This is a genomic window from Achromobacter insolitus, from assembly GCF_002209555.1.
Lineage (GTDB): Bacteria > Pseudomonadota > Gammaproteobacteria > Burkholderiales > Burkholderiaceae_B > Achromobacter > Achromobacter insolitus.
Map to the genome: position 1 here is coordinate 957,091 of NZ_NJIF01000002.1, position 22,079 is coordinate 979,169.

The following is a 22,079-nucleotide window of genomic DNA, read 5'->3' on the forward strand; positions in this document are numbered from 1 at the left end:
AGTCATGAAAAACGGTGCCGGGCCCGGCCTACAATGGCGCGGTCCGGCCCGCCGCCATGCGCGGGCGTGGCATTCCACGTTTTTTCGGGAGACTCTCATGCCCTTTTCCGCATCCCTGCGCTGGCTGGCGCCTTGCCTGTTGCCCATCGGACTGGCCGCTTGCTCTTCGCCGCCCCAGCGCGCCGCGGATGGGCAGGACCCGCGCTTTCAGCCGGCTTCGGCGTCCGACATGTTGGCGCAGACCAGTTGGGATCTGGCGCGCTGGACCTTGCCCGGCGGAGCCCTGCGGCAGATTCCACACCCGTCGTCCAATTCGCGTCCGCTCACGGCCAGCTTCGTCCATGATCGAGGCTCGCCGCGCATCTCTGGGTTTTCCGGCTGCAACCAGTACAACGGTTCCTATACCGTCGCCAATGGCCTGTTGATCGTGCAGGGGCGCCCGCTGTCGACGATGATGGCCTGCGCGCCGCAGAACATGAAACTCGAGCAGGACTTCCTGGCCGCGCTGACCAGCATTACTGCCTCCTCCGTGGACAGCGCCAACAATCCCCAGCGCATGACATGGGTGCTCAGCTCGGGCGACAGGCTGGACTTTGGCCGCCGCGCCGACCCCATCGCCGGCGGTCAGCAAGGGCCCACCAAACTGGTCTACGTGAACTCGGAACGCGTTCCCTGCAGCTCGGGCGCGGGCCGCTCCATGTGCTACCAGGTGCGTGATAGCGCGGCGCAGCCGTGGCAGCTTTGGTACGGCGAAATCACGGGCTTCAATTTCCAGCCGGGCGTCCGTTACCGCCTGCGCGTGGTCGAAGTCAGCAACCCGAATCCGCCCGCCGACGCTTCCACCCTGAACTGGGTGCTGGACGCGGTGGTCGAGCAGGAAATCGTCAATCGTTGAGCGGGATCAAGCCGGGCGGCAGGCGGGGAAAACCGCCCAGCGATTACTATTACGCCTTTCGCCGCCCGCTTTTTTCCGCTTTTCCATGACTTCCGTCGTCAATATCGCCGCCTACAAATTCGTTTCGCTGGATTCCTTGCCGGAGTTGCGCGCCCGCCTCCTGGACGAGGCTGGCCTGGCCGGACTCAAGGGCACCATCCTGTTGGCTGAAGAGGGCATCAACCTGTTCCTGGCAGGTTCGGCTGATGGCATCGACGCCTTCCTGCGCACGCTGCGCGCGGATCCGCGCTTCGCGGACCTGGAAGTGAAGTTCAGCCACAGCGCGACGGTGCCGTTCCGCAAGCTGCTGGTCAAGATCAAGCGCGAGATCATCCGCATGAATCACCCTGCGATCCGCCCGGAGGCGGGCCGTGCGCCAGGCGTGGACGCGCGCACGCTGGCGCGCTGGCTGGAGCAGGGGGCGGACGATGCAGGGCGGCCCGTGGTCATGCTGGACACGCGCAATGCCTTCGAGGTCGATGAGGGCACTTTCAAGAACGCCATCGACTGGCGCATTGAACGCTTTACGCAGTTTCCCGCAGCAGTGCAGGCGCACCGGGCCGAACTCGAGGGCAAGACCGTCGTGAGCTTTTGCACCGGCGGCATCCGCTGCGAAAAGGCCGCCATCTATATGAACGAAGCCGGCATCGAAAACGTCTTCCAGCTCGATGGCGGCATCCTCAAGTATTTCGAGGAAACCGGCGGTCCGGGTTACGACGGCAAGTGCTTCGTCTTTGACGAGCGCATCTCGCTGGATCCGGCGCTGGCGCCCAGCAAGGCATAAGCCAGGACATCAATGAAAAAGAGCCCGCTATAGGCGGGCTCTTTGCATTTCGCGGGCTTTGCGGGATCAGCGCACGCGCATGCCGGGCTTGGCGCCGGGGAACGGTTCCAGCACGTAGATGCCGGCGTCGACCGCCTCATCCGCGTGGCTGGCCGCCAGCACCATACCTTCCGAGACGCCGAACTTCATCTTGCGAGGCGCCAGGTTGGCCACCAGGACTGTCAGCTTGCCGATCAGGTCTTCCGGCTTGTAGGCCGACTTGATGCCCGAGAACACGTTGCGGTGGCGGCCTTCGCCCGCGTCCAGGGTCAGGCGCAGCAGCTTCGTCGAGCCTTCCACGTGTTCGCAGTTGACGATCTGGGCGATGCGCAGGTCGACGCGTGCGAAATCATCGATGGAGATGGTGTCGGCAATGGGCTCGCCGCCGGGAACCACGACGGGGGCTGCGGGCGGTTCGAACAGGTCTTCCAGCATTTGCGGTTCGACACGCTGCATCAGGTGCTTGAACGGCGCCACGCGTTGCGGCAGCACCGAGGCATCTGCCCAACTGAAGGGCGCCTGGGCGCCGAACAGTTCCAGGGCCACGCGTTCGGCCAGCGCGGGCAATACCGGCGCCAGCATTACGGACAACGCCTTGAAGCCCGCCAGCGAGCGCGAGCAGATGTCCTGCAGGGCTGCCTTTTGTGCCTCGTCGGCCGTGGCGATACCCTTGGCCAGTACCCACGGCTGGGCCGTATCGAACGCCTGGTTGATGCGGTCGGCGTAGGCCATGATTTCGCGGATGGCGCGGTTGTACTCGCGCGCCTCGAACGCGGCGCGGATGGACTCAGCCTGTTCGGCGTACTCCGCGGCCAGCGCCGAGGTGTCGCCCGAATAGCCCAGGACGCCATCGAAATGCTTGGTGATGAAGCTGGCGGCGCGGCTGGCGATGTTGACGTACTTGCCGATCAGGTCGCTGTTGACGCGCGCGATGAAGTCCTCGGGATTGAAGTCCATGTCTTCGACCCGCGCGTTCAGCTTGGCGGCGATGTAGTAGCGCATCCATTCGGCATTCATGCCGAGTTCCAGGTAGCGCAGCGGCGAAATGCCCGTGCCGCGGCTCTTGGACATCTTTTCGCCGCTGACGGTGATGAAGCCGTGCACGTTCACCGCGTCAGGCGTCTTGCGTCCGGCGAACTGCAGCATCGCGGGCCAGAACAGCGCGTGGAAGTACACGATGTCCTTGCCGATGAAGTGGACCTGTTCCGTGGGGCCGGCGGGATCGAGCAGTTTGTCGAAATCCATGCCCTTGACCGCGCAATACGACTTCAGCGACGCCAGGTAGCCCACGGGGGCGTCCAGCCAGACGTAGAAATACTTGCCCGGCGCGTCCGGGATCTCGATGCCGAAGTAGGGGGCGTCGCGCGAGATGTCCCAGTCGCCCAGCTTGGCTTCGCCATCGTCCGCGCCCAGCCATTCGCGCGTCTTGGCCAGCATTTCGGGTTGCAGGTGCTTGCCGCCGGCTGCGTTGCTGCCGGTGGTCCATTGCTGCAGGAATTCCACGCAGCGCGGATCGGACAGCTTGAAGAAGAAGTGGTCCGAGGACTTCAGCACTGGCGTGGCGCCGGTCAGGGCCGAATACGGATTGATCAGCTCAGTGGGCGCGTAGACCGCGCCACAGACCTCGCAGGAGTCGCCGTATTGGTCCTTGGCATGGCACTTGGGGCATTCGCCCTTGATGTAGCGATCTGCCAGGAACATGCCCTTGACCGGATCGTAGAACTGCTCGATGGAGCGGGTTTCGATCAGGTCCTGGGCCTTCAGCGCGCGGTAGATGTCTTGCGACAGCGCGACGTTCTCGGCCGAATCGGTGGAATGCCAGTGGTCGAAGCGGATGTGGAAGCCGTTCAGGTACTGAGGGCGTTCGGCGGCGTAGCGGGCCACCAGGGCCTGCGGCGTGATGCCTTCCTTTTCCGCCTTCAGCATGATGGGCGCGCCGTGCGCGTCGTCCGCACCCACGAAGTGCACCGTGTGGCCCGCCATTCGCATCGAACGAACCCAGATATCAGCCTGGATGTACTCCATGATGTGGCCGATGTGGAAAGATCCGTTGGCGTAGGGCAGCGCAGTGGTGACAAAGAGGGTGCGAGACATGGTTGTCTTTGGAGGTTGAGGGAAAAAGGGGGGTAAGCCGGCCATTTTAGGGCAACGGCAGGGACTTGCCCGGCCGGGGCCTGCTATGGCTCAACCCGCCCTTCGCGGCGGGCGAATCGGGCGGGTTGCAATGTGAGGGGAACCTGCGGCGGATGCGGCAGCTCGGCCAGGGGGCGGATCAAACCCCGGCCCGCCTGCGCCGGGGGCGGCGCAAGCATGCTGGAAAGCCGCCGTCAGCGGATTTCGCGGGCTTCGACGTCGATCACATCGCCGCGCGGCTGCGTGGCGAAGGGGGCGGTGGCGGGCTGGAACGGTCCCGGGCGGGCGCCTTGGCGCTGGCTCCAATAGGCGCGCACGCCGAAAGGTTTGCCGCGCACCTTGGCGACCACGTACAGGATCGCCACGGCGATCGCCGTGGAAAGCATGAACACCAGCGCCATCGCCATGCCGATCAAGGCCAGGGCGGCGAATAGGACGGCACGAAAGAAGCGGATAAGTGTGTTGGTCATGAAGATCGGATGCAAAACGCAGCGAAAGGTTCCCGGGTATCCGCTATCCTTTAGGGGATGGCGGCCCGCAGAAGCCGCGCTGCCTACGGAACCATAGTGACATGAGTATAACGATAGAACAAATTCGCGCCGCGCTGCGCGCCGCGCAAGACCCGAAGACCGGTATGGATTTGGGTGTTTCTGTAAGAGATCGTGACATCAAGCTGGACGGTGGGCGTGTTTCGCTGTCGCTGGAACTGGGTTATCCGGCCGACGCCGTGCGCGCGCAGGTGCGCGACGCCGCCGTGGCGGCGCTGGCCGCGGCTGGCGTGGCCGACGCTCAGGTCGACGTAACCTGGAAGGTCGCTGCCCATGCGGTGCAGAAAGGCCTGAAGCCGCTGCCCAATGTGCGCAACATTATTGCAGTGGCCTCCGGCAAGGGCGGGGTGGGCAAGAGCACCACGGCCGTGAACCTGGCTTTGGCCCTGGCGGCCGAGGGGGCCAAGGTGGGCGTGCTGGATGCCGATATCTACGGTCCCAGCGTGCCGACCATGCTGGGTATCTCCGGTCGTCCTGAAAGCCTGGACAACAAAAGCATGGAGCCGCTCACCGGCCACGGCCTGCAAGCCAACTCCATCGGCTTTCTCATCGACGCCGATTCGCCCGCCATCTGGCGCGGCCCCATGGTGACTCAGGCGCTGGAGCAGCTGCTGCGCCAGACCAACTGGCGCGATCTCGACTACCTGATCGTCGATATGCCCCCGGGCACGGGCGATGTGGCCCTGACGTTGGCGCAAAAGGTGCCAGTCGTGGGTGCGGTCATCGTCACTACGCCGCAGGACGTGGCGTTGCTGGACGCGCGCAAGGGTTTGCGCATGTTCCAGAAGGTCGACGTGCCGATCCTGGGCGTGGTCGAGAACATGGCCATCCACATCTGCTCGCAGTGCGGGCATGCCGAGCACATCTTCGGCGAGGGCGGGGGCCAGCGCATGGCCGAGCAATACCAAACGCCCTGGCTGGGCAGCCTGCCGCTGACCCTGGCGATCCGCGAACAGACCGACGCGGGCTCGCCGACCGTGGTGTCCGACCCGGGCAGCGAAGCCGCCGCCCTCTACCGCGGCATCGCCCGCAAGCTGGCGGCTGGCGTGGCAGCGCTTCCCCGCGACATGGCCGGGAAATTCCCGTCCATCGTCGTGCAGCAACCGACCTGACGCATGCGGTGGGCAGCCCGCGCCTTCTTGGCAGGACTTTTCATGATGACGGGCGAGGCCTTGGCCAAACGCCCGGAGATCATCGTGGATCCCGGCGGCGTGCCGCCGGCCGCCCTGCAGGCGATCACCGAGGCGGTCGACGCGATCGCGCGGCTGGCAGAGGACCAGGACGGCGGTGAAATCAACCGCCTGCGCCGGCGCGCGCGCGACGCGACGCTGGCGGCCCTGGCCACCCAGGGCTATTTTTCACCCACGGTGAAGCTCGAGGCCGGCACCGATATCGGCGGGGAAACCTGGGACATCAGCATTGTCTCCGGCAAGCGCACCACGGTCTCGTCCGTGGACCTCAAGTTCACCGGCCGCATTACCCGGCCCGAGTTCGCCACACGGGTGCAGAAGCTGCGTGACGACTGGCAGCTCAAGGCGGGCCAGCCCTTCATCAACAGCGATTGGAACAAGGCCAAGTCGAATCTGCTGGACGCGGTGTCTTCGCGCGACTTCATGCTGGCGCGCATGACCGCGTCCGAGGCCGAAATCGAGGCAGACGCGGCGTCTGCCGCGCTGCGCGTCACGATAGACAGCGGCCCCCAGGTCCGCATGGGGGAGCTCACCACCGAAGGCCTGAAGCGGGTGCCGGAGAAACTCGTCGAGCGCTACGTGCGCTATTCGCCCGGCGCCGCCTATGACCAGAACAAGCTGGACACCTGGCAACAGGACCTGCAATCCACCGCCTTCTTCCGCGGCGCGTTCGTATCGCTGGAGCAGCCGGGCAACGCGCAGCCGACGCCCGAGCCCAACGCCGACCGCGCGCGCGCGCCAGGGTCGACCGGCCTGGCCGCGGCCACGCCGGCGGGCGATCCCGCCGTGTCCGGCGCCATGCCGCCTCCGCCGCCGGCCTATGACTCGGATGGCGAGGTGACCCTGCCCGTGCAGGTGCGGGTGGTCGAAGCGCCGCCCAAGCGCTTCACCGGGTCCATCGGGGTCGACGACGAGGCCGGCCTGCGCGTGGAGTCGCTCTACCGGCAGAACGTGGTGTTCGGCCAGCCTGTCACCATGGAGACGGGTTTCAGCGTGGACCGGCTGCAGCAGCGCGCCTACACGGACTTCCTGTTGCCCCCGAACGAACGAGGCTACAAGGATTCCTTCGGCGTGCTGTTCGACCATTCCGATATCCAGGGGCTGGATGTCACGCGTTACGCCCTGGGCGCGACGCGCCTGCAGGAGCGCAAGGGCGCGGGCGACAGCCGGGTCGAATACGAGACCCGCTGGGGCCTGCTGCTGGCGCAAGACCATGTGAAGATCGACGGCGGCGACCAGTACAAGCTGCCGACCCTGACCGCGACGGCCGAATGGCTGCGTCGCGATGTGGACAACAAGTACGATCCGCGCGAGGGCAACCTGATCGCCGTCGGCGGCGGCGTGGGCGTGACGCTCGATACCGGCGAACCCTACACCCGTGCCCGGCTGAGGGCGCAGAAATGGTGGCCTGTCGGCAGGCTGGACGTGCTGACCGTGCGCGGCGAAGTCGGCCGGGTGTGGTCCAACAGCAAGGTGCGGGTGCCGGACGACTTTGGCTTTCGCACGGGCGGCGCGCGCTCCATCCGCGGCTACAAGTACCAAAGCATAGGCGTGAAGCAAGACGACGCCGTGGTGGGCGCGCCCACGCTGCTGGTCGGCAGCATCGAGTACGACCACTACTTCAATGAACGCTGGGGCATGGGCGTGTTCGTGGACGCCGGCGACGCCGCGGAATCGTTCGGCGACATGTCGATGGCGGTGGGCTATGGCGTTGGCGCGCGGGTACGCACGCCGGCCGGCCCCTTGTTCCTGGACGTCGCATACGGCCAGCGCGACCGCGACCTGCGCCTGCATTTTTCCTTGGGGATCGCGTTTTGAAGGGTTTGCGCAAATTCCTGCGCCATGTGCTGGTGTGGTGGTTGCCGGGCCTGGCCATGCTGGCCGTGCTGGCGGGAGGATTCCTGTTCTGGCTGGTCGGCTCGCAGAACGGAACGCGGCTGCTGTTGACCACGGCAGCGCAGCAACTGAACGGGCAGGCGCTGGAGGTGAACGGCTCGTTGCTGCGCGGCGTCTCGGTCGGCAAGCTGGAGCTGGATGCCGGCGGCACCCGCGTGGACCTCACCGATCTGCGTTTGGATGTGAACTGGCGCGCCCTGGGCGACCGCCTGCTGCACGTGCGCGAAGTATCGGCGGGATCGGTGCATATTTCGCTACCCGCGACGGCCGATACCGCGCCGGCGCAAGACGACGGTGAGCCGTTCACGCTGCCCTCGTTGCCGGTGGACATTGCCGTGGACCGGCTGGCCCTCGGTGACTTCCAGCTCGAACAGGACGGCCAGCCCCTGCCGGTGAGCCTGGGTAACCTGGACGCCACATTTGCCGCAGGCAAGCAGGGCGCGCAGTTGCGCGTCGCCAGCCTGCGCGTGGGTCACGCGCTTGCGCAGGCGGACATCGCCGGCCAGGCCGACCTGCAAGGCATGGCGGACCCCTGGCCGTTTACCGCGCGCCTGGACGTGACGGCGCTTGGAACCGGCCCCGATTCTCCGCTGTGCGAGGCCGACAAGCTGAGCAGCGTGTATGAGCGTCCTGCGGGCGCCGGCAAGAAGCCGGACGCCAAAGCGGACGCCAAAGCCGATCCCAAGGCCGGTGTCCGCGCGGACTCCGCCGAACCGCCCCGGGCTGCCTGCCAGGTCGTGTTGCGCGCGGATGCGGCCGGCTCGCTGGATGGCATCCAGGCCAAGCTGGACGGTGAAGGCTCCGGGCTGCTGCTGGATGTGACGGCCGATCTGGCGCCGCGCACGCCGCTGGTGCTGCGCAGCGCCCGGGCGCGGGCGCAGTTGCCCGACAAATCCACCCTGGCCGCTCAACTCGACCTGCAATCGGATACCGCGCAGGGAGCAGGCCGCGACCGTATTGCGGGCACGATAAGCGCGCAGCGCCTGGATCTGTCGCCCTGGCTCGGCAAGGACATCCCGCCCGCCGTGCTGACCGTGCGGGGCGATGTGCAGGCTGACATCGAGAACCTGAGCCAGCTGCGCCATGCCGCGGTGGACCTGCGATTCGAAGAGGGCACGCGCTGGAACAAGCAGCCCTTGACGGGCGCGCTCAAGGCCCAGGTCGACATCGCGGCCGCCGCCGCTGCCAATGCCGCCGCTGCCGCCGCTGCCGAAGCCGATCCGCTGGCCGGTCTGCGCATCCACGGCCTGGACGTGGACCTGAAGCTGGGCCGCAACCGTATCCAGGCCACGGGTGAGCTGGACGCCAAGGACGGCGCGCTGACCCTGGATGCCAAGGCGCCCCAGCTGGACGCATTCTGGCCCGGCATTCCCGGTGGCGCGGAATTGAAGGGCAAGCTGGCAGGGACGCTGGCCGCGCACCGCGGCGAGCTTTCGGCCGGCTATACGCCGCCCAAGCCGCGGCCGGGCGTGCTGGGGGAGGCCCCCGCCAAGGCCAACATTGCTTTCACTGGCGCCTGGGGCAAGGGGCAGGCCGGCACGCCCGATGCCGCCCTCTCCGGATGGCGCGGTTCGTTCTCGCGTTTGACGGCGGAGACCGCCGGTTTTGCCGTGGGGGTGGATCGGCCGGTCTCGTTGGCCTACGTGCCCTCCGCCGCGGAGCCGCAATGGCAGTGGCAGGTCGGGCAGACGGCGCTGAGTCTGACCTTGCCCGGCAAGGAACGCGTGGTCCTGGCGCACCGAGGGTCGCGGGGAGGCGGCAAGCGTTGGGAAACCGCAGGCCAGGCCGACAACCTGGTGATCACTGCCGCCATGGCGCGGCAGGTGATCGGCGCCATCGACCCCGAAGCCGCCGCCAAGCTGGGCAAGCGGCCAAGCCGCGTGAACGCCATGGTGCCGGAGGGTCAGCGCCGCATTGCGCTGGACGTGCTGTGGGACCTGAAGTTCGACGGTCGGCTCGGCGGCAAGGCACGCATCGCGCGCCGCGAAGGCGACCTGCTGATACCGGGCGACCCTCCCATTCCGCTGGGGCTGAAGACATTGGTGCTCGACCTGACCGCCACGCCGACCTCCGCCAACGCCAGCCGCCTGGACGCCAAGGTCAACCTGGCGACCGACAAGATGGGCGTCATCAACGGTACCGGCACGGCCGTGCTGGTGGTCGACGCCAAGGGCGGCATGGCGCTGGACCCGCGGCAACCGCTGCGAGCCAAACTGGACGCCGACATCGCCGACCTGGCCTGGGTCAGTCTGTTCGTAGGGGATTCGATGGAGGTTGGCGGGACCATCAAGGCCAATCTGGAAGCCCAGGGGACGCTGGCGGGGAAATGGGCAGCCAGCGGCAACATCCGCGGCGACAAGCTGCGCGTGGTGCGGATCGACGACGGTGTGCGGCTTATCGACGGCACGTTGTCCGCTCGCCTGGACGGGGACCGGGTGGTGCTGGAGAGCCTGCGTTTCCCGGCTTCGCTGCGCGTGATGCCGGCCGAATGGCGCACCAAGGAATGGATCACGACCAATCCGGAGGCCAAGGGCGGCTACGCCGAGGCCAAGGGGCAATGGAATTTCATCGACGGCGGCGGTGACATCCGGCTGACGCTGTACCGCTTCCCGGCGTTACAGCGCTCGGACCGTTACGCCATGGTGTCCGGCGTCATCGACGTGAAGGCAGCCATGCCGCGCATCGACATCATGGGCGACCTGAAGGCGGACGCAGGCTGGTTCAGCCTGGAGATCCTCCAGGGGGTGCCGTCGCTGGACGACGACGTCAAGGTGCGTCGGCCGGGCGACGATCCCGGCACGGTCTCCACGCCGCTACAGACCAGCATGAACCTGAAGTTCGACATGGGGCCGCGCTTCTACATCACCGGCATGGGGCTGGACGCCGGCCTGCTGGGCTCCATCCAGATCCTGCTGCAGGACGGCCGGCTGACCGGCGTGGGCGCGCTGCGCACCCGCGGCGGCGGCATCGAGGCCTACGGCCAGAAGCTGCGGTTGAGCCGCGGCACGCTGACCTTCCAGGGCCGCCTGGACAATCCGTTGCTCGACATCGAGGCGCTGCGCACGGGCGAACAGGTCGAGGCGGGCGTCAAGGTGGTCGGCACCGCGCAGCGGCCGCGCATCGACCTGGTGTCCTACCCGGACGTCAGCGACGTGGAAAAACTGTCCTGGCTGCTGCTGGGCCGCGGCCCGGACGAAAGCGGTGGCGACGCCGCGCTGCTGATGTCCGTGGGTACGGCGCTGCTTGGGGGCGGGCAGCCGTTCTATAAGCAATTCGGCCTGGACGACGTCAGCATCAAGACGGGCAACATTGGCAGTTCGGGCAGCATCCTGCCGGACCGCACGGTGGCCGGCGACGTGAACCGCGACAGCGACAGCCAGCTGGCCACGCAATTCCTGGTGGCCAGCAAGACCTTCGCCAACGGCATCACCCTGAGCGTCGAGCAGGCGCTGTCTGGCACCGATACCGTGGGCCGGGCCAGCTACCGGCTGGCGCGCGGACTGTCGGTGGACCTGAAGGGCGGGGCGGTCAACGGGATTGCGCTGGTCTACCGGACCTTCTGGGGCAACTGAGACGAAGCCGGGCGGGAGCCTTCCGTCCGGCCGTCTCGGGCAGCGCGCCCGCGCTCGGGATAAAATGGCGTCCGTTCCATTCCCTAGCACCATTCCCACCATGAGCATCAAAAGCGACCGCTGGATCCGCCGCCAGGCCGAAGCCGGCATGATCGAACCCTTCGAGGCAGGGCAGGTCCGCACAGCCAATGGCGGGCGCATCGTCAGCTACGGCACCAGCAGCTACGGCTACGACGTGCGCTGCGCCGACGAGTTCAAGATCTTCACGAACATCAATTCCACCATCGTCGATCCCAAGAACTTCGACGAAGGCTCGTTCGTGGATTTTAAGGGCGATGTCTGCATCATTCCGCCCAATTCCTTCGCGCTGGCGCGCACGGTCGAGTATTTCCGCATCCCGCGCAGCGTCCTGACGGTCTGCCTGGGCAAGAGCACCTACGCGCGCTGCGGCATCATCGTCAACGTCACGCCGCTGGAACCCGAATGGGAAGGCCACGTCACGCTGGAGTTCTCGAACACCACGCCGCTGCCGGCCAAGATCTATGCCGGCGAGGGCTGCGCGCAGATGCTGTTCCTGGAAAGCGACGAGGTCTGCGAGACGTCCTACCGTGACCGCGGCGGCAAGTACCAGGGCCAGCGTGGCGTGACCCTGCCGCGTACCTGAAACCTCAGTCCGCTTTTCCGGGCGCCGGGCGCAGGTAGTCGATATCCCATTCGCTTTCGCCGGTCTGGACGAATCCGTGACGGCGATAGAAGCGGTTCGAATCGCTGTCGCGCAGCGCGCTCAGGCTTACCGGCAGCCCTCGGCTGTCGGCCTCCTGCAGGATGCGCCCCAAGACCTGCCCGCCCAGTCCGAGGCCTTGCGCGGCAGGGCGGATGTACAGGTGGTCCAGGCGTAAACCGTCGCCATCCGGACGCAGGGCGTAGAAGCCTATCCGTTGGTCATCCCGCTCGATGGACCAGGTATGTTCCGGCCGGAATGTGCTGCGCAGGCGCGAGCGCGCGCGTTGCGGATCGAAGCGTCCCAGGCGTTCCAGGCTCTCGCGCATGGCTTCGATGCGCAGCGCCAGCAGATCCTCGAAGTCGGCCTCCGAGACGGGCGAGTACCGCAGTTGCGGCGTTGCCACCTCGTCGTAGCCCCGGCCCAGGAACTGCAGGATGCAGATGCCGTGTCCGTAGGGGTCGCTCAGATGCGCGATGCGGCCCCAGGCGTGCGAGACGGCGGGATCCTCCAGGCGCGCGCCGGCAGCCACGGCCTGTTGCACTGCGCGGTCCGCGTCCTCCACCACCACGTCCAGGTGCACCGGCGTCCAGTGGCGCGCGTAGTCGCGAGGTTGGCGTGTCGCGCCGGCGGCTGGCGTGCCCGCCGCTTTTTCCAGTAGGTAGATGGGCGCCTCGGCGCCCAGCATTTCGGCCGCCTTCGGTCCCAGCCTGCGTCGCAGCGTCAGGCCGAAAGCGCGGTGGTAGAAGTCGATGGCGTGTTCCAGATCGGGAACGTCGATGTTGACCAGGATGCGCATTCGGGGATCGTCCGCTGGGTGGAGGCGGAAAACATATCATGGCCGCCGCGTCCGGTGTTGCGTGTAAACGCGCTAAAGAACACCACCGCCGCGTCCGTAAATGACAGTACATGTGTTTGCCGATTTGGCGACGTCATTTCCGCAAGCGTTAGAAAAGCCCCGATCCGTGCGTTACCCCCATATCCCCTGGCTGCCTCTGTTGTTCTACCCTGCGCTGCCCGTGGCCGCGGCGGTGGGGCTGCTGCTGTGGCGGGAATGGCCGCCAGCCCTGACGCAAATCGTGCCGTTCGTGCCCTGGGTGATGGCGCTGATCGGCGTCGCCGTGTGCCTGATGTACCAGCGCGCGCAGACCATGGTGCTGATGCTCAGCGTGCTGGCGGCCACCGCGGCCTGGCCGGCGCTGGCCCGGGATGCGCCCTGGGCCGTGGGGCCGGTGCTGGCCTGGTGGTCATTGGCCTACACCATCAACGCCCTGTGGTCCGAACGCTCCAGCATGTTGCTGGACCTGGCCGCCCGCATCGGCCTCATCGCGGCCGGCGCGGCGGCCATCGCGCTCGCCGGCAAGGACGGCATGGCCGATCTGCTCGGCATGCTGTCCGTGCAGGGCAGGCTGGCGCACCTGAGCGTACCCATCGAAGGGCTGATCGCGCTGCTGGCCACGGGCCTGACGCTGACGCTGCTGCTTTTGCGCTATGGGCGTCCGCAGCAGGCCGGGCAGTGGCTGGGCTTTGTCTGCATGGCGTGGGCCTTGCCGCGCGGGGCCGAGCATCCCGTCGAATTGGCGCTGATGTCCACCGCGGCCTTGACGGCGCTGTGCGTCTCGCTGGCGCACGAAGGCTTCCACATGGCGTTTCGCGACGAGCTCACGGGCCTGCCCGGCCGGCGCGCGCTGAACGAAAGGCTGCAGCGCATGGGCCGCGTCTATACCCTGGCGATGGCCGACGTCGACAACTTCAAGGCGTTCAACGACACCCATGGGCACGATGTGGGCGACCAAGTATTGCGCATGGTGGCTGCCCAGCTGCGGCGCGTGCCTGGCGGCGGCCGGGCCTATCGCTATGGCGGCGAGGAATTCACACTGGTGTTTCCGGGCAAGACGGCGGCGGAAAGCATGCCGCACCTTGAAAGCGTCCGGCGCGCCATCGAGGCCTACCAGATGCGGCTGCGCGACAAGCCGGCGCGTCCCAAGGCGGACCAGATCGGCCTGCGCCGCCGCGGCGGACGCGATGCCCGCAATGCGCGCCCGCTGCGGGTGACGGTCAGCATCGGCGTGGCCGAGCGCAGCGAAGCCCTGCGCGCGCCGGAGTCGGTGATCAAGGCGGCCGACCAGGCGCTCTACCAGGCCAAGGGCGGCGGCCGGAATCAGGTGCGGGCCTACAGCACGCGGCGGCGGCCGAGCGCGGCGTGAATCCGCCGGGCTATTTGCCGTCCAGCGGCAGCGCCATCAACGCTTCATCGTAGAGGTCGCCGTTCACGCACAGCGCTTCGCGCTCGCGTCCATACTCCGTGAATCCCAGGCTGAGATACAGCGCGGTGGCGGCCAGGTTGTTGGCAGTCACGCTCAACTGCACCTGGCGGATGCCGCGCATGCCCGCTGCGTGGGTGATCGCCGCCTGCATCAACTGCCGGGCCAGGCCTTGGCCGCGATGCGACGGCGCCACGTACATGCTCCAGATATGCGCCTTGTGGCGCATCTTCAGTTTGCGCTGCCGGCCCACGCCGACCATGCCGGCCAGGACCTCGCCGTGAAATACGCCGAACATCGCGCTGTCGTCCGAGGGCTGGATCCAGGTGCGGATGTCCTCCAATGTCAGCGTGTGTTCCTCTTCGTAACTCGATCCGAAGGATTCAGGGGTTTCCACCAGGGCGTCCAGGCGTAATTGGCGCAGCGCCGCGGCATCGGCGGGAATCAGGCGTCGGACCAGGGGAGGGAGCATCGGCGGCAAGTGTTGGGAATTGGGAACGTTCGGTTGCGGTTTGGGCAGTATAGAGGGACCCGCTGCCTATAATGGTCTTAACGCCGCTTGCGGTTTTCACAAAGGAGCCAATGATGTTCGGTTTCCTCAAGACAAACCAGGACGCCAAGCGCGACGAAGTCCAGGAAGAGTTCGTGGCGCGCGTGGCGGGTGCCGCGCAGGACTTCGTCCAGGCAGCCGGTCCAACCGGCGCCGTGCTGGACTACACACCGTCCAGCGTCCATGCGCTGGACGAAGCGCTCGAGGCCGCCCACGTCGGCACCTTGCCTCTCACCCCCATGCAAACTGTCGGTGCAGCCGCCTATCTCTACGAGGTGGGGCGTCGCGCGCACGGCGGCCTGTACGAAGTCTGTGACGACGAGGACCCCGTGGTGCTGGTCTGCGGCGATCCCGGCACCGAAGTCTGCTTCGGCGCCATCGCCAAGGTCGAACGGCGCATCCGCTACGGGTCAGCCGAGGCCATCCCGCCTTATTTCGAGCAGTTCCTGACCGCGTTGCAGGCGGGCGAGGCTCGCACCATCCGCTAGCATCCCGGCTCTTCCCGCGCCGGGTTTGCTCCCCCGCGCGGCCGGCGCCTCTGTGCTGAAAGCGGCCGCTTTTGGCGCGATGACAACGGCCGTCCGGGGCTTTCGGGGCCTTTCCGGGATTTCCCTTAGGACTGTAAGAAAAACAGTCCTACAATTCGGCCATTCCCGCCGCCCTGGCGGGTGCTCGCGCCGTCTGTCATCAGGCGGATTTTTACTAGAAGTACACTCGCGCCGCGATTCGCGTCCGAACCCGCCTTGCCCCCAGGAGCGCCTGCATGAAATTCCGCTTCCCCATTTTCATCATCGACGAAGACTACCGTTCCGAGAACGCGTCCGGTCTGGGTATCCGCGCCCTGTCCGCGGCGATCGAGGCCGAGGGCGTCGAGGTGATCGGGGTGACCAGTTATGGCGACCTGAGCTCGTTCGCCCAGCAGCAGAGCCGGGCCAGCGCCTTTATCCTGTCGATCGACGACGAAGAGTTCGACGTGGATTCGCCCGAGGACGTGGCCAGCGCCATCAAGAACCTGCGCGCCTTCATCGGCGAGCTGCGCTTCCGCAACGCCGACATCCCCATCTACCTGTATGGCGAGACGCGTACCTCCGAGCACATCCCGAACGACATCCTGCGCGAACTGCACGGCTTCATCCACATGTTCGAGGACACGCCCGAATTCGTGGCGCGCCACATCATCCGCGAAGCCCGCAGCTACGTCGACAGCCTGCCGCCGCCGTTCTTCCGCGAGCTGGTCAAGTACGCGCAGGACGGCTCGTATTCCTGGCACTGCCCCGGCCACTCCGGCGGCGTGGCGTTCCTGAAGAGCCCCGTGGGCCAGATGTTCCACCAGTTCTTCGGCGAGAACATGCTGCGCGCGGACGTCTGCAACGCCGTGGACGAACTGGGCCAACTGCTGGATCACACCGGTCCCGTGGCCGAATCCGAACTGAATGCGGCGCGTATTTTCCATGCCGACCACTGCTTCTTCGTCACCAACGGCACCTCCACCTCCAACAAGGTGGTGTGGCATGCCAACGTGGCGGCCGGCGACGTGGTGGTGGTGGACCGGAACTGCCACAAGTCGATCCTGCACGCCATCACGATGACGGGCGCGATCCCGGTGTTCCTGCGCCCCACGCGCAACCACCTGGGCATCATCGGCCCGATTCCGCTGGAAGAGTTCAGCCCTGAGAGCATCCGCAAGAAGATTGAAGCCAATCCCTTCGCGCGCGAAGCGGTCAACAAGAATCCGCGCATCCTGACGCTGACGCAGAGCACGTACGACGGCGTCATCTACAACGTGGAAATGATCAAGAAAGAACTGGGCAGTTATGTCGATACGCTGCACTTCGACGAAGCGTGGCTGCCGCACGCCTCGTTCCACGAGTTCTACCAGGACATGCACGCCATCGGCCAGGACCGCCCGCGCAGCCAGGATGCCATGGTGTTCGCCACGCACTCCACGCACAAGCTGCTGGCCGGCATTTCGCAGGCCTCGCAGATCATCGTGCAGGAGTCCGAGACCCGCAAGCTCGACCGCAACGTCTTCAACGAAGCCTATCTCATGCACACGTCCACCTCGCCCCAGTACGCGATCATCGCGTCCTGCGACGTGGCCGCCGCCATGATGGAGCCGCCGGGGGGCACTGCGCTGGTCGAGGAAAGCATCCGCGAAGCCCTGGACTTCCGCCGCGCCATGCGCAAGGTGGAATCCGAGTTCGGCAAGAACGACTGGTGGTTCAAGGTCTGGGGCCCGAACCGCCTGGTCGCCGAAGGCATCGGCAATCGCGATGAATGGATACTTGAATCCAACGACCACTGGCATGGCTTCGGCGAAATGGCCGAAGGCTTCAACATGCTGGACCCGATCAAGGCCACCATCATCACTCCGGGGCTGGACATGTCGGGCAGCTTCGGTGAAACCGGCATCCCGGCCGCGCTGGTCTCCAAGTACCTGACCGAGCACGGCGTGGTGGTCGAGAAGACCGGCCTGTATTCGTTCTTCATCCTGTTCACCATCGGCATCACCAAGGGCCGCTGGAACACGCTGCTGACCGCCCTGCAGCAGTTCAAGGACGATTACGACCGCAATCAGCCGCTGTGGCGCATCCTGCCTGAATTCTGCCGCGACCATCGCCGCTATGAGCGCATGGGCCTGCGCGACCTGTGCCAGCAGATCCACGAAGCCTACCGCGAGCGCGACGTGGCCCGCCTGACCACGGAGATGTACCTGAGCGACATGGTGCCGGCGCTGAAGCCGTCCGACGCGTTTGCGCGCATGGCGCATCGCGAAGTCGAGCGCGTCGACATCGACAAGCTGGAAGGCCGCGTTACCGGCGTGCTGCTGACTCCGTATCCTCCAGGCATCCCGCTGCTGATTCCGGGCGAACGCTTCAACCGCACCATCGTCCAGTACCTGCAGTTCGCGCGCGAGTTCAACCAGCGCTTCCCGGGCTTTGAAACCTACATCCACGGCCTTGCCGATGAAGTGGGGCCGGATGGCGAAAAGCGTTACTACGTCGACTGCCTGATCGAAGACTGATGTTCGATGTAGCAGTGCTCGGCGCCGGCGCCGCTGGCATGATGTGTGCCGCGGTCGCTGGCCAGCGCGGTTTGCGCGTGGTGCTGGTCGACCATGCCGAGCGCCTGGCGGAGAAAATCCGCATTTCTGGCGGGGGCCGCTGCAATTTCACCAATATCGGCGCCGGCCCCGCCAATTTCCTCTCCGAGAACCCGCATTTCTGCCGATCGGCACTGGCGGGCTATACGCCGCAGGATTTCCTGGCGCTGATGAAGCGCCACCATATCCCCTGGCACGAGAAGCATCGTGGTCAGCTGTTCTGCAATGACTCCAGCGAATCCATTATCGAGATGCTGCGCGCGGAATGCGACGCGGGCGGAGTGCAATGGCGGATGGGGTGTTCGGTGGCCGAGATCGGTCATGGCGAACAAGGTTTCGAACTACGCACCAGCCAGGGGCCGATCCGCGCCGCCAAGCTGGTGGTGGCCACCGGCGGCATGGCGATTCCCCAGCTCGGCGCCACGGATTTCGGCCTGAAGATCGCGCGGCAGTTTGGCCTGAAGGTGGTGGAGCCGCGGCCCGCGCTGGTGCCGCTGACCTTCGATGCCGCGCAATGGCAGCCCCTGGCGGAATTGTCCGGCGTAGCCCTGGAAGTCAATTTGCACACCGGGCAAGGCAAGACCCGCGGCGAATTCCTCGAAGACCTGCTTTTTACGCACCGTGGGCTGTCCGGCCCGGCCATTCTGCAGATATCCAGTTACTGGAAACCCGGCGAACCGATCGTGGTCGATCTGGCGCCAGGCCGCGATCTGGCCGAAGAACTGCTGGCGTCCAAGTCCGGCAACCGGCAACAGCTGCATACCGTGCTGGCCGGCCTCTGGCCCAAGCGTCTGGCCGACCGTTGGCTGCACCTGGCCGAGCAGGGCGGCAAACCGGGACTGGCATCGCTGCGGCTGGCGGACGCACCGGACAAGACCTTGCGCGCGCTGGCGCAGGATATCCATCAATGGACTCTGGTGCCCAGCGGCACCGCTGGCTACAAAAAGGCCGAAGTGATGCGCGGCGGGGTGGATACGCGCGGACTGGACCAGAAGTCCATGCAGGCCAAGACCACCGCCGGGCTGTATTTCATCGGCGAAGCCGTGGACGTCACGGGCTGGCTGGGCGGCTACAACTTCCAGTGGGCGTGGGCCTCCGGGGTCGCTTGCGGCAAGGCGCTGTAACGACAAGGCCAGGGCGCCGATAGGTCGGCGCTATGGCAGGCATTGGCAGCTTGCCGTTGTGATATCAAATAAAAATACTTATCATTTATGTTTTCGATATTGATCTGGTCTCTGAGAGAGGGCGGATCCCACGGAGACATTCATGGCCTACACCCTTCCGCCCCTGCCATACGCCTACGACGCCCTGGAGCCTCATATCGATGCGATGACGATGGAGATCCACCACAGCAAGCACCATCAGACCTACGTCAACAGCCTGAACGCCGCGCTGGAAGGCGCGGGTATTGCGACCGATGAACCGGTCGAATCCTTGGTGGCGCGGCTGGAACAGCTGCCCGAAGCCGTCCGCGGCGCCGTGCGCAACCATGGCGGCGGCCATGCGAACCACAGCCTGTTCTGGTCCGTCATGTCACCCGAAGGCGGCGGCGAGCCGGACGGCGAGTTGGCTGGGGCTATCGAAGCGGACCTGGGCGGGCTGGCGGCCTTCCGCGACGCCTTTACCAAGGCCGCGCTCACGCGGTTCGGCAGCGGTTGGGCCTGGCTCTCCGTCACGCCCGCGGGCAAGCTGACGGTCGAAAGCAGCGCCAACCAGGACAGTCCGCTGATGCAGGGCAACACGCCCATCCTGGGCCTGGACGTGTGGGAGCATGCCTATTACCTCAAGTATCAGAACCGCAGGCCGGAGTACATCGGCGCCTTCTACAATGTCGTGAACTGGCCTGAAGTGGCGCGCCGCTACGCGGCGGCTCGGCGCTGAGCGCATCTCTCGCAAGGAGGCAGCGGCACATGAACACCTTCAGCCGTCATCGCGTGCGGCCAGCGGCCACCAGCATTAGCGTGTGGACGTTGGCGGTATTGGTGGCCTGCCTGGGCCTGCACCAGCTGTGGGCCTATCTGGACGTGCGCGCGCCGCACGTGGCCGATGCCCTCCTGGGCGGGCTGGTGGCCGCCGCGGCCACGGCGCTGGGTACCGTGCCCATTCTGTTCGCCCGCAGCATTCCGCAGAAAATGCAGGACAGCATGTTCGGCTTCGGGGCCGGCGTCATGCTGGCGGCCAGCGCATTTTCGTTGGTGGCGCCAGGCATCGCCGCAGGCCGCGACCTGGGCTACGGTCCCTGGGGCGCCGGCTTGACCGTGGGCGCCGCCGTGCTGCTGGGGGCTGCCGTGCTGTTGCTTATGGACCGCACCCTGCCGCATGAGCACTTCATCAAGGGCAGGGAAGGCATCGAGGCCCACCGTCTGCGCCGCACCTGGCTGTTTGTCTTTGCCATCACTCTCCATAATCTGCCCGAGGGCCTGGCCATCGGCGTGGGTTACGCGGGCAACGACGCCATGCGCGGCACCGCGCTGGCCACCGGAATTGCGATCCAGGACATTCCCGAGGGGCTGGTGGTGGCGGTGGCGCTGCTGGCCGCGGGTTACCAGCGCGCGTTCGCGGTGGCGTTGGGCATGTTGTCGGGGTTGGTCGAACCCCTGGGCGCCGTGCTGGGCGCGGCCGTGGTCGGTTGGTCCGAACCGCTGCTGCCCTGGGGGCTGGGCTTTGCCGCCGGGGCCATGCTGTTCGTGATCAGCCACGAAATCATTCCGGAATCGCATCGCAAGGGGCATGAGGTTTACGCGACCTGCGGGCTGATGCTGGGATTCGTGTTGATGATGCTGCTGGACACGGCGCTGGGCTAGCACCGGGCCCGCAAAGACGCGGGCAGGCCGCAGGGCGGGGCATTCCCTGGCTGCGGCTTTCGTTGTATGCTTGCGCCGCTGTCACGCATGTTGCGGGAGAGAGCGGCCTGTACGTCCGGCCGCCGCCGAAGGCGCAATTCGCCCGGAATCGCTCAGGTAACCCATACCGCCCATGCTTGCTCCGTCCCGGTTTTCACCATGTGGACGCGGCAAAACAGCACTCTGGAGAGACCTGGCGCCGCCCCTGAAATAGGGACATGTCGAGCAGCCCAGGCGCCGAAGGTGCAAACCCGCCACGCGGGGCAACTCTCAGGCAAAAGGACAGAGGGGCGGAAGATTCAGCCGTAGTGCCGGCGCAAGCCGTTACGCACCACAGGCATTCCGTAACCCTGGCAACATTGCCGCCCCGGAGTTTCCGCGCATGTCCGCAACCCTCAAACGCACCCCGCTGGCCGAAGAACACATCGCCTCTGGCGCCCGAATGGTCGATTTCGGCGGCTGGGACATGCCGCTGGCCTACGGCTCGCAACTGGAAGAGCACCATGCCGTGCGCCAGGACGCCGGCATGTTCGACGTGTCGCACATGCTGAACGTCGACGTGGCCGGCCCGGACGCTTTTGCGTTCCTGCAACGCCTGGTCGCCAACGACGTGGCCAAGCTGACCGTGCCGGGCAAGGCGCTGTACAGCTGCATGCTGAATCCGCAAGGCGGCGTCATCGACGACCTGATCATCTACTTCTTCGCCGCCGACGAATGGCGCGTCGTGGTCAACGCCGGCACGGCCGACAAGGACGTGGCCTGGATGCAGCGCGTCAAGCAGGCTGGCCAATTCGACGTCGCCATTACGCCGCGCCGCGATCTGGCCATGGTGGCCGTGCAGGGCCCGAACGCCCGCGCCAAGGTCTGGGCTGCCCGCCCGGCATGGCAGGCCGCCAGCGAGCCGCTGACCCCCTTCGTGGCCGCCCGCGTTGGCGACGACACCCTGGTGGCCCGTACCGGCTACACCGGTGAAGACGGCTTTGAGATCGTGCTGCCCGCTACCGAGGTCGTGCAGTTGTGGCGCGATCTGGTTGCCCAGGGCGTGCGTCCCTGCGGCCTGGGCGCGCGCGATACGCTGCGCCTGGAAGCCGGCATGAATCTCTATGGCCAGGACATGGACGAGCTGACCCAGCCCGACCAGGCCGGCCTGACCTGGACCGTCTCCCTGAAGAACGCCGAGCGCCGCTTCATTGGCCGTGATGCGCTGGAGCAATTTGCCACCCCCGCCGCCTTAATCGGCCTGAAGCTGCAAGAGCGCGGCGTCATGCGCGCGCACATGGCCGTGCGCACCAAGGACGGCATGGGCGAACTCACCAGCGGCACCATGTCGCCTACCTTGGGCGTCTCCATCGGTTTCGCCCGCCTGCCGCAAGGCGTGAAGCCGGGTGACACGGTCGAGGTCGACATCCGCGGCAAATGGGTGCCGGCCCTGGCTTGCAAATTGCCGTTCGTGCGTAACGGCAAAGCGGTCGAACACTCGTAAACTCGAAGCTTCGCGCGAG

General features: G+C 66.3%; 17 protein-coding genes and 2 riboswitches. Of the genes, 13 read left to right on the plus strand and 4 right to left on the minus strand.

The features are described from left to right. Nucleotides 1-97 precede the first annotated feature (97 nt). Complete coding sequence (locus tag CEY08_RS09830; protein ID WP_076815543.1) at nt 98-895, plus strand: META and DUF4377 domain-containing protein; 798 nt, start codon at nt 98-100, stop codon at nt 893-895. Nucleotides 896-980: 85 nt separating this feature from the next. Further along, on the plus strand, nt 981-1,718 hold the full coding sequence (locus CEY08_RS09835; RefSeq protein WP_063642864.1) for a sulfurtransferase: 738 nt from the start codon (nt 981-983) through the stop codon (nt 1,716-1,718). A gap of 66 nt (nt 1,719-1,784) precedes the next feature. On the opposite strand, the gene metG is transcribed toward CEY08_RS09835, so the two are convergent. Both metG and CEY08_RS09845 read right to left on the minus strand, forming a co-directional pair. Continuing rightward, nucleotides 1,785-3,851, minus strand: coding sequence for a methionine--tRNA ligase (gene metG / locus CEY08_RS09840; RefSeq protein WP_076815541.1), 2,067 nt, complete (start codon nt 3,849-3,851; stop codon nt 1,785-1,787). Between the two features lie 233 nt (nt 3,852-4,084). Next, nucleotides 4,085-4,360 carry a hypothetical protein gene (locus tag CEY08_RS09845; RefSeq protein ID WP_042797363.1) on the minus strand — a complete coding sequence of 92 codons (276 nt, stop codon included), beginning with the start codon at nt 4,358-4,360 and terminating at the stop codon, nt 4,085-4,087. 101 nt (nt 4,361-4,461) lie between these two features. Here CEY08_RS09845 and apbC point away from each other — a divergent pair, with 101 nt between their 5' ends. From apbC to dcd, 4 genes are all read left to right on the plus strand, one after another. Next, nucleotides 4,462-5,550: an iron-sulfur cluster carrier protein ApbC gene (gene apbC / locus CEY08_RS09850; RefSeq protein ID WP_076815539.1), complete on the plus strand. Its 1,089-nt coding sequence runs from the start codon at nt 4,462-4,464 to the stop codon at nt 5,548-5,550. A 3-nt stretch (nt 5,551-5,553) separates the two neighbouring features. Then, nucleotides 5,554-7,446 (plus strand): autotransporter assembly complex protein TamA, encoded by a 1,893-nt coding sequence (locus tag CEY08_RS09855; RefSeq protein ID WP_076815537.1) that lies wholly within the window; start codon nt 5,554-5,556, stop codon nt 7,444-7,446. Further along, a complete protein-coding gene (locus CEY08_RS09860; protein ID WP_088607640.1) occupies nt 7,443-11,096 on the plus strand; it encodes a translocation/assembly module TamB domain-containing protein in 3,654 nt (1,217 codons plus the stop codon). Before CEY08_RS09855 ends, CEY08_RS09860 begins: the two co-directional genes overlap by 4 nt. A gap of 100 nt (nt 11,097-11,196) precedes the next feature. Next, complete coding sequence (gene dcd, locus CEY08_RS09865) at nt 11,197-11,760, plus strand: dCTP deaminase (RefSeq protein WP_041654363.1); 564 nt, start codon at nt 11,197-11,199, stop codon at nt 11,758-11,760. 4 nt (nt 11,761-11,764) lie between these two features. Here the strand turns inward: dcd and CEY08_RS09870 are convergent, their stop codons facing one another. Then, on the minus strand, nt 11,765-12,616 hold the full coding sequence (locus CEY08_RS09870; RefSeq protein ID WP_076815535.1) for a GNAT family N-acetyltransferase: 852 nt from the start codon (nt 12,614-12,616) through the stop codon (nt 11,765-11,767). A 166-nt stretch (nt 12,617-12,782) separates the two neighbouring features. On the opposite strand from CEY08_RS09870, the gene CEY08_RS09875 reads away from it, so the two are divergent. Then, nucleotides 12,783-14,024, plus strand: coding sequence for a GGDEF domain-containing protein (locus CEY08_RS09875; protein ID WP_042795186.1), 1,242 nt, complete (start codon nt 12,783-12,785; stop codon nt 14,022-14,024). 10 nt (nt 14,025-14,034) lie between these two features. On the opposite strand, the gene CEY08_RS09880 is transcribed toward CEY08_RS09875, so the two are convergent. Beyond that, nucleotides 14,035-14,553, minus strand: coding sequence for a GNAT family N-acetyltransferase (locus CEY08_RS09880; protein WP_063642860.1), 519 nt, complete (start codon nt 14,551-14,553; stop codon nt 14,035-14,037). A gap of 113 nt (nt 14,554-14,666) precedes the next feature. On the opposite strand from CEY08_RS09880, the gene CEY08_RS09885 reads away from it, so the two are divergent. From CEY08_RS09885 to gcvT, 6 genes are all read left to right on the plus strand, one after another. After that, on the plus strand, nt 14,667-15,119 hold the full coding sequence (locus tag CEY08_RS09885) for a hypothetical protein (protein ID WP_042795184.1): 453 nt from the start codon (nt 14,667-14,669) through the stop codon (nt 15,117-15,119). A gap of 275 nt (nt 15,120-15,394) precedes the next feature. Next, the gene (locus CEY08_RS09890; protein ID WP_063642858.1) at nt 15,395-17,656 is read left to right on the plus strand and encodes an arginine/lysine/ornithine decarboxylase; all 2,262 of its coding nucleotides are present in this window, start codon (nt 15,395-15,397) and stop codon (nt 17,654-17,656) included. Then, the gene (locus CEY08_RS09895) at nt 17,656-18,858 is read left to right on the plus strand and encodes a BaiN/RdsA family NAD(P)/FAD-dependent oxidoreductase (protein ID WP_042795182.1); all 1,203 of its coding nucleotides are present in this window, start codon (nt 17,656-17,658) and stop codon (nt 18,856-18,858) included. The genes CEY08_RS09890 and CEY08_RS09895 overlap by 1 nt, the downstream gene beginning before the upstream one ends. 142 nt (nt 18,859-19,000) lie before the next feature. After that, nucleotides 19,001-19,615: a superoxide dismutase gene (locus tag CEY08_RS09900; protein ID WP_042795181.1), complete on the plus strand. Its 615-nt coding sequence runs from the start codon at nt 19,001-19,003 to the stop codon at nt 19,613-19,615. Nucleotides 19,616-19,644: 29 nt separating this feature from the next. Then, a complete protein-coding gene (locus tag CEY08_RS09905; RefSeq protein WP_042795180.1) occupies nt 19,645-20,538 on the plus strand; it encodes a ZIP family metal transporter in 894 nt (297 codons plus the stop codon). Nucleotides 20,539-20,621: 83 nt separating this feature from the next. Beyond that, a riboswitch (glycine riboswitch) is annotated at nt 20,622-20,717 on the plus strand. A gap of 33 nt (nt 20,718-20,750) precedes the next feature. Then, nucleotides 20,751-20,873: riboswitch (glycine riboswitch) on the plus strand. 86 nt (nt 20,874-20,959) lie between these two features. Beyond that, entirely contained in the window at nt 20,960-22,060 is a 1,101-nt protein-coding gene (gene gcvT, locus CEY08_RS09910; RefSeq protein WP_076815533.1) for a glycine cleavage system aminomethyltransferase GcvT, read from the plus strand. Nucleotides 22,061-22,079 lie beyond the last annotated feature (19 nt).

What these genes read in the sequence shown, in the direction of transcription:
- CEY08_RS09885 (WP_042795184.1), top strand. Translation starts at nt 14,667, where the DNA reads ATGTTCGGTTTCCTCAAGACAAACCAGGACGCCAAGCGCGACGAAGTC.
- CEY08_RS09880 (WP_063642860.1), bottom strand. Translation starts at nt 14,553, where the DNA reads ATGCTCCCTCCCCTGGTCCGACGCCTGATTCCCGCCGATGCCGCGGCG.
- CEY08_RS09830 (WP_076815543.1), top strand. Translation starts at nt 98, where the DNA reads ATGCCCTTTTCCGCATCCCTGCGCTGGCTGGCGCCTTGCCTGTTGCCC.
- CEY08_RS09900 (WP_042795181.1), top strand. Translation starts at nt 19,001, where the DNA reads ATGGCCTACACCCTTCCGCCCCTGCCATACGCCTACGACGCCCTGGAG.
- CEY08_RS09845 (WP_042797363.1), bottom strand. Translation starts at nt 4,360, where the DNA reads ATGACCAACACACTTATCCGCTTCTTTCGTGCCGTCCTATTCGCCGCC.
- CEY08_RS09905 (WP_042795180.1), top strand. Translation starts at nt 19,645, where the DNA reads ATGAACACCTTCAGCCGTCATCGCGTGCGGCCAGCGGCCACCAGCATT.
- CEY08_RS09890 (WP_063642858.1), top strand. Translation starts at nt 15,395, where the DNA reads ATGAAATTCCGCTTCCCCATTTTCATCATCGACGAAGACTACCGTTCC.
- CEY08_RS09895 (WP_042795182.1), top strand. Translation starts at nt 17,656, where the DNA reads ATGTTCGATGTAGCAGTGCTCGGCGCCGGCGCCGCTGGCATGATGTGT.
- apbC (WP_076815539.1), top strand. Translation starts at nt 4,462, where the DNA reads ATGAGTATAACGATAGAACAAATTCGCGCCGCGCTGCGCGCCGCGCAA.
- dcd (WP_041654363.1), top strand. Translation starts at nt 11,197, where the DNA reads ATGAGCATCAAAAGCGACCGCTGGATCCGCCGCCAGGCCGAAGCCGGC.
- CEY08_RS09835 (WP_063642864.1), top strand. Translation starts at nt 981, where the DNA reads ATGACTTCCGTCGTCAATATCGCCGCCTACAAATTCGTTTCGCTGGAT.
- CEY08_RS09855 (WP_076815537.1), top strand. Translation starts at nt 5,554, where the DNA reads ATGCGGTGGGCAGCCCGCGCCTTCTTGGCAGGACTTTTCATGATGACG.
- gcvT (WP_076815533.1), top strand. Translation starts at nt 20,960, where the DNA reads ATGTCCGCAACCCTCAAACGCACCCCGCTGGCCGAAGAACACATCGCC.
- CEY08_RS09870 (WP_076815535.1), bottom strand. Translation starts at nt 12,616, where the DNA reads ATGCGCATCCTGGTCAACATCGACGTTCCCGATCTGGAACACGCCATC.
- metG (WP_076815541.1), bottom strand. Translation starts at nt 3,851, where the DNA reads ATGTCTCGCACCCTCTTTGTCACCACTGCGCTGCCCTACGCCAACGGA.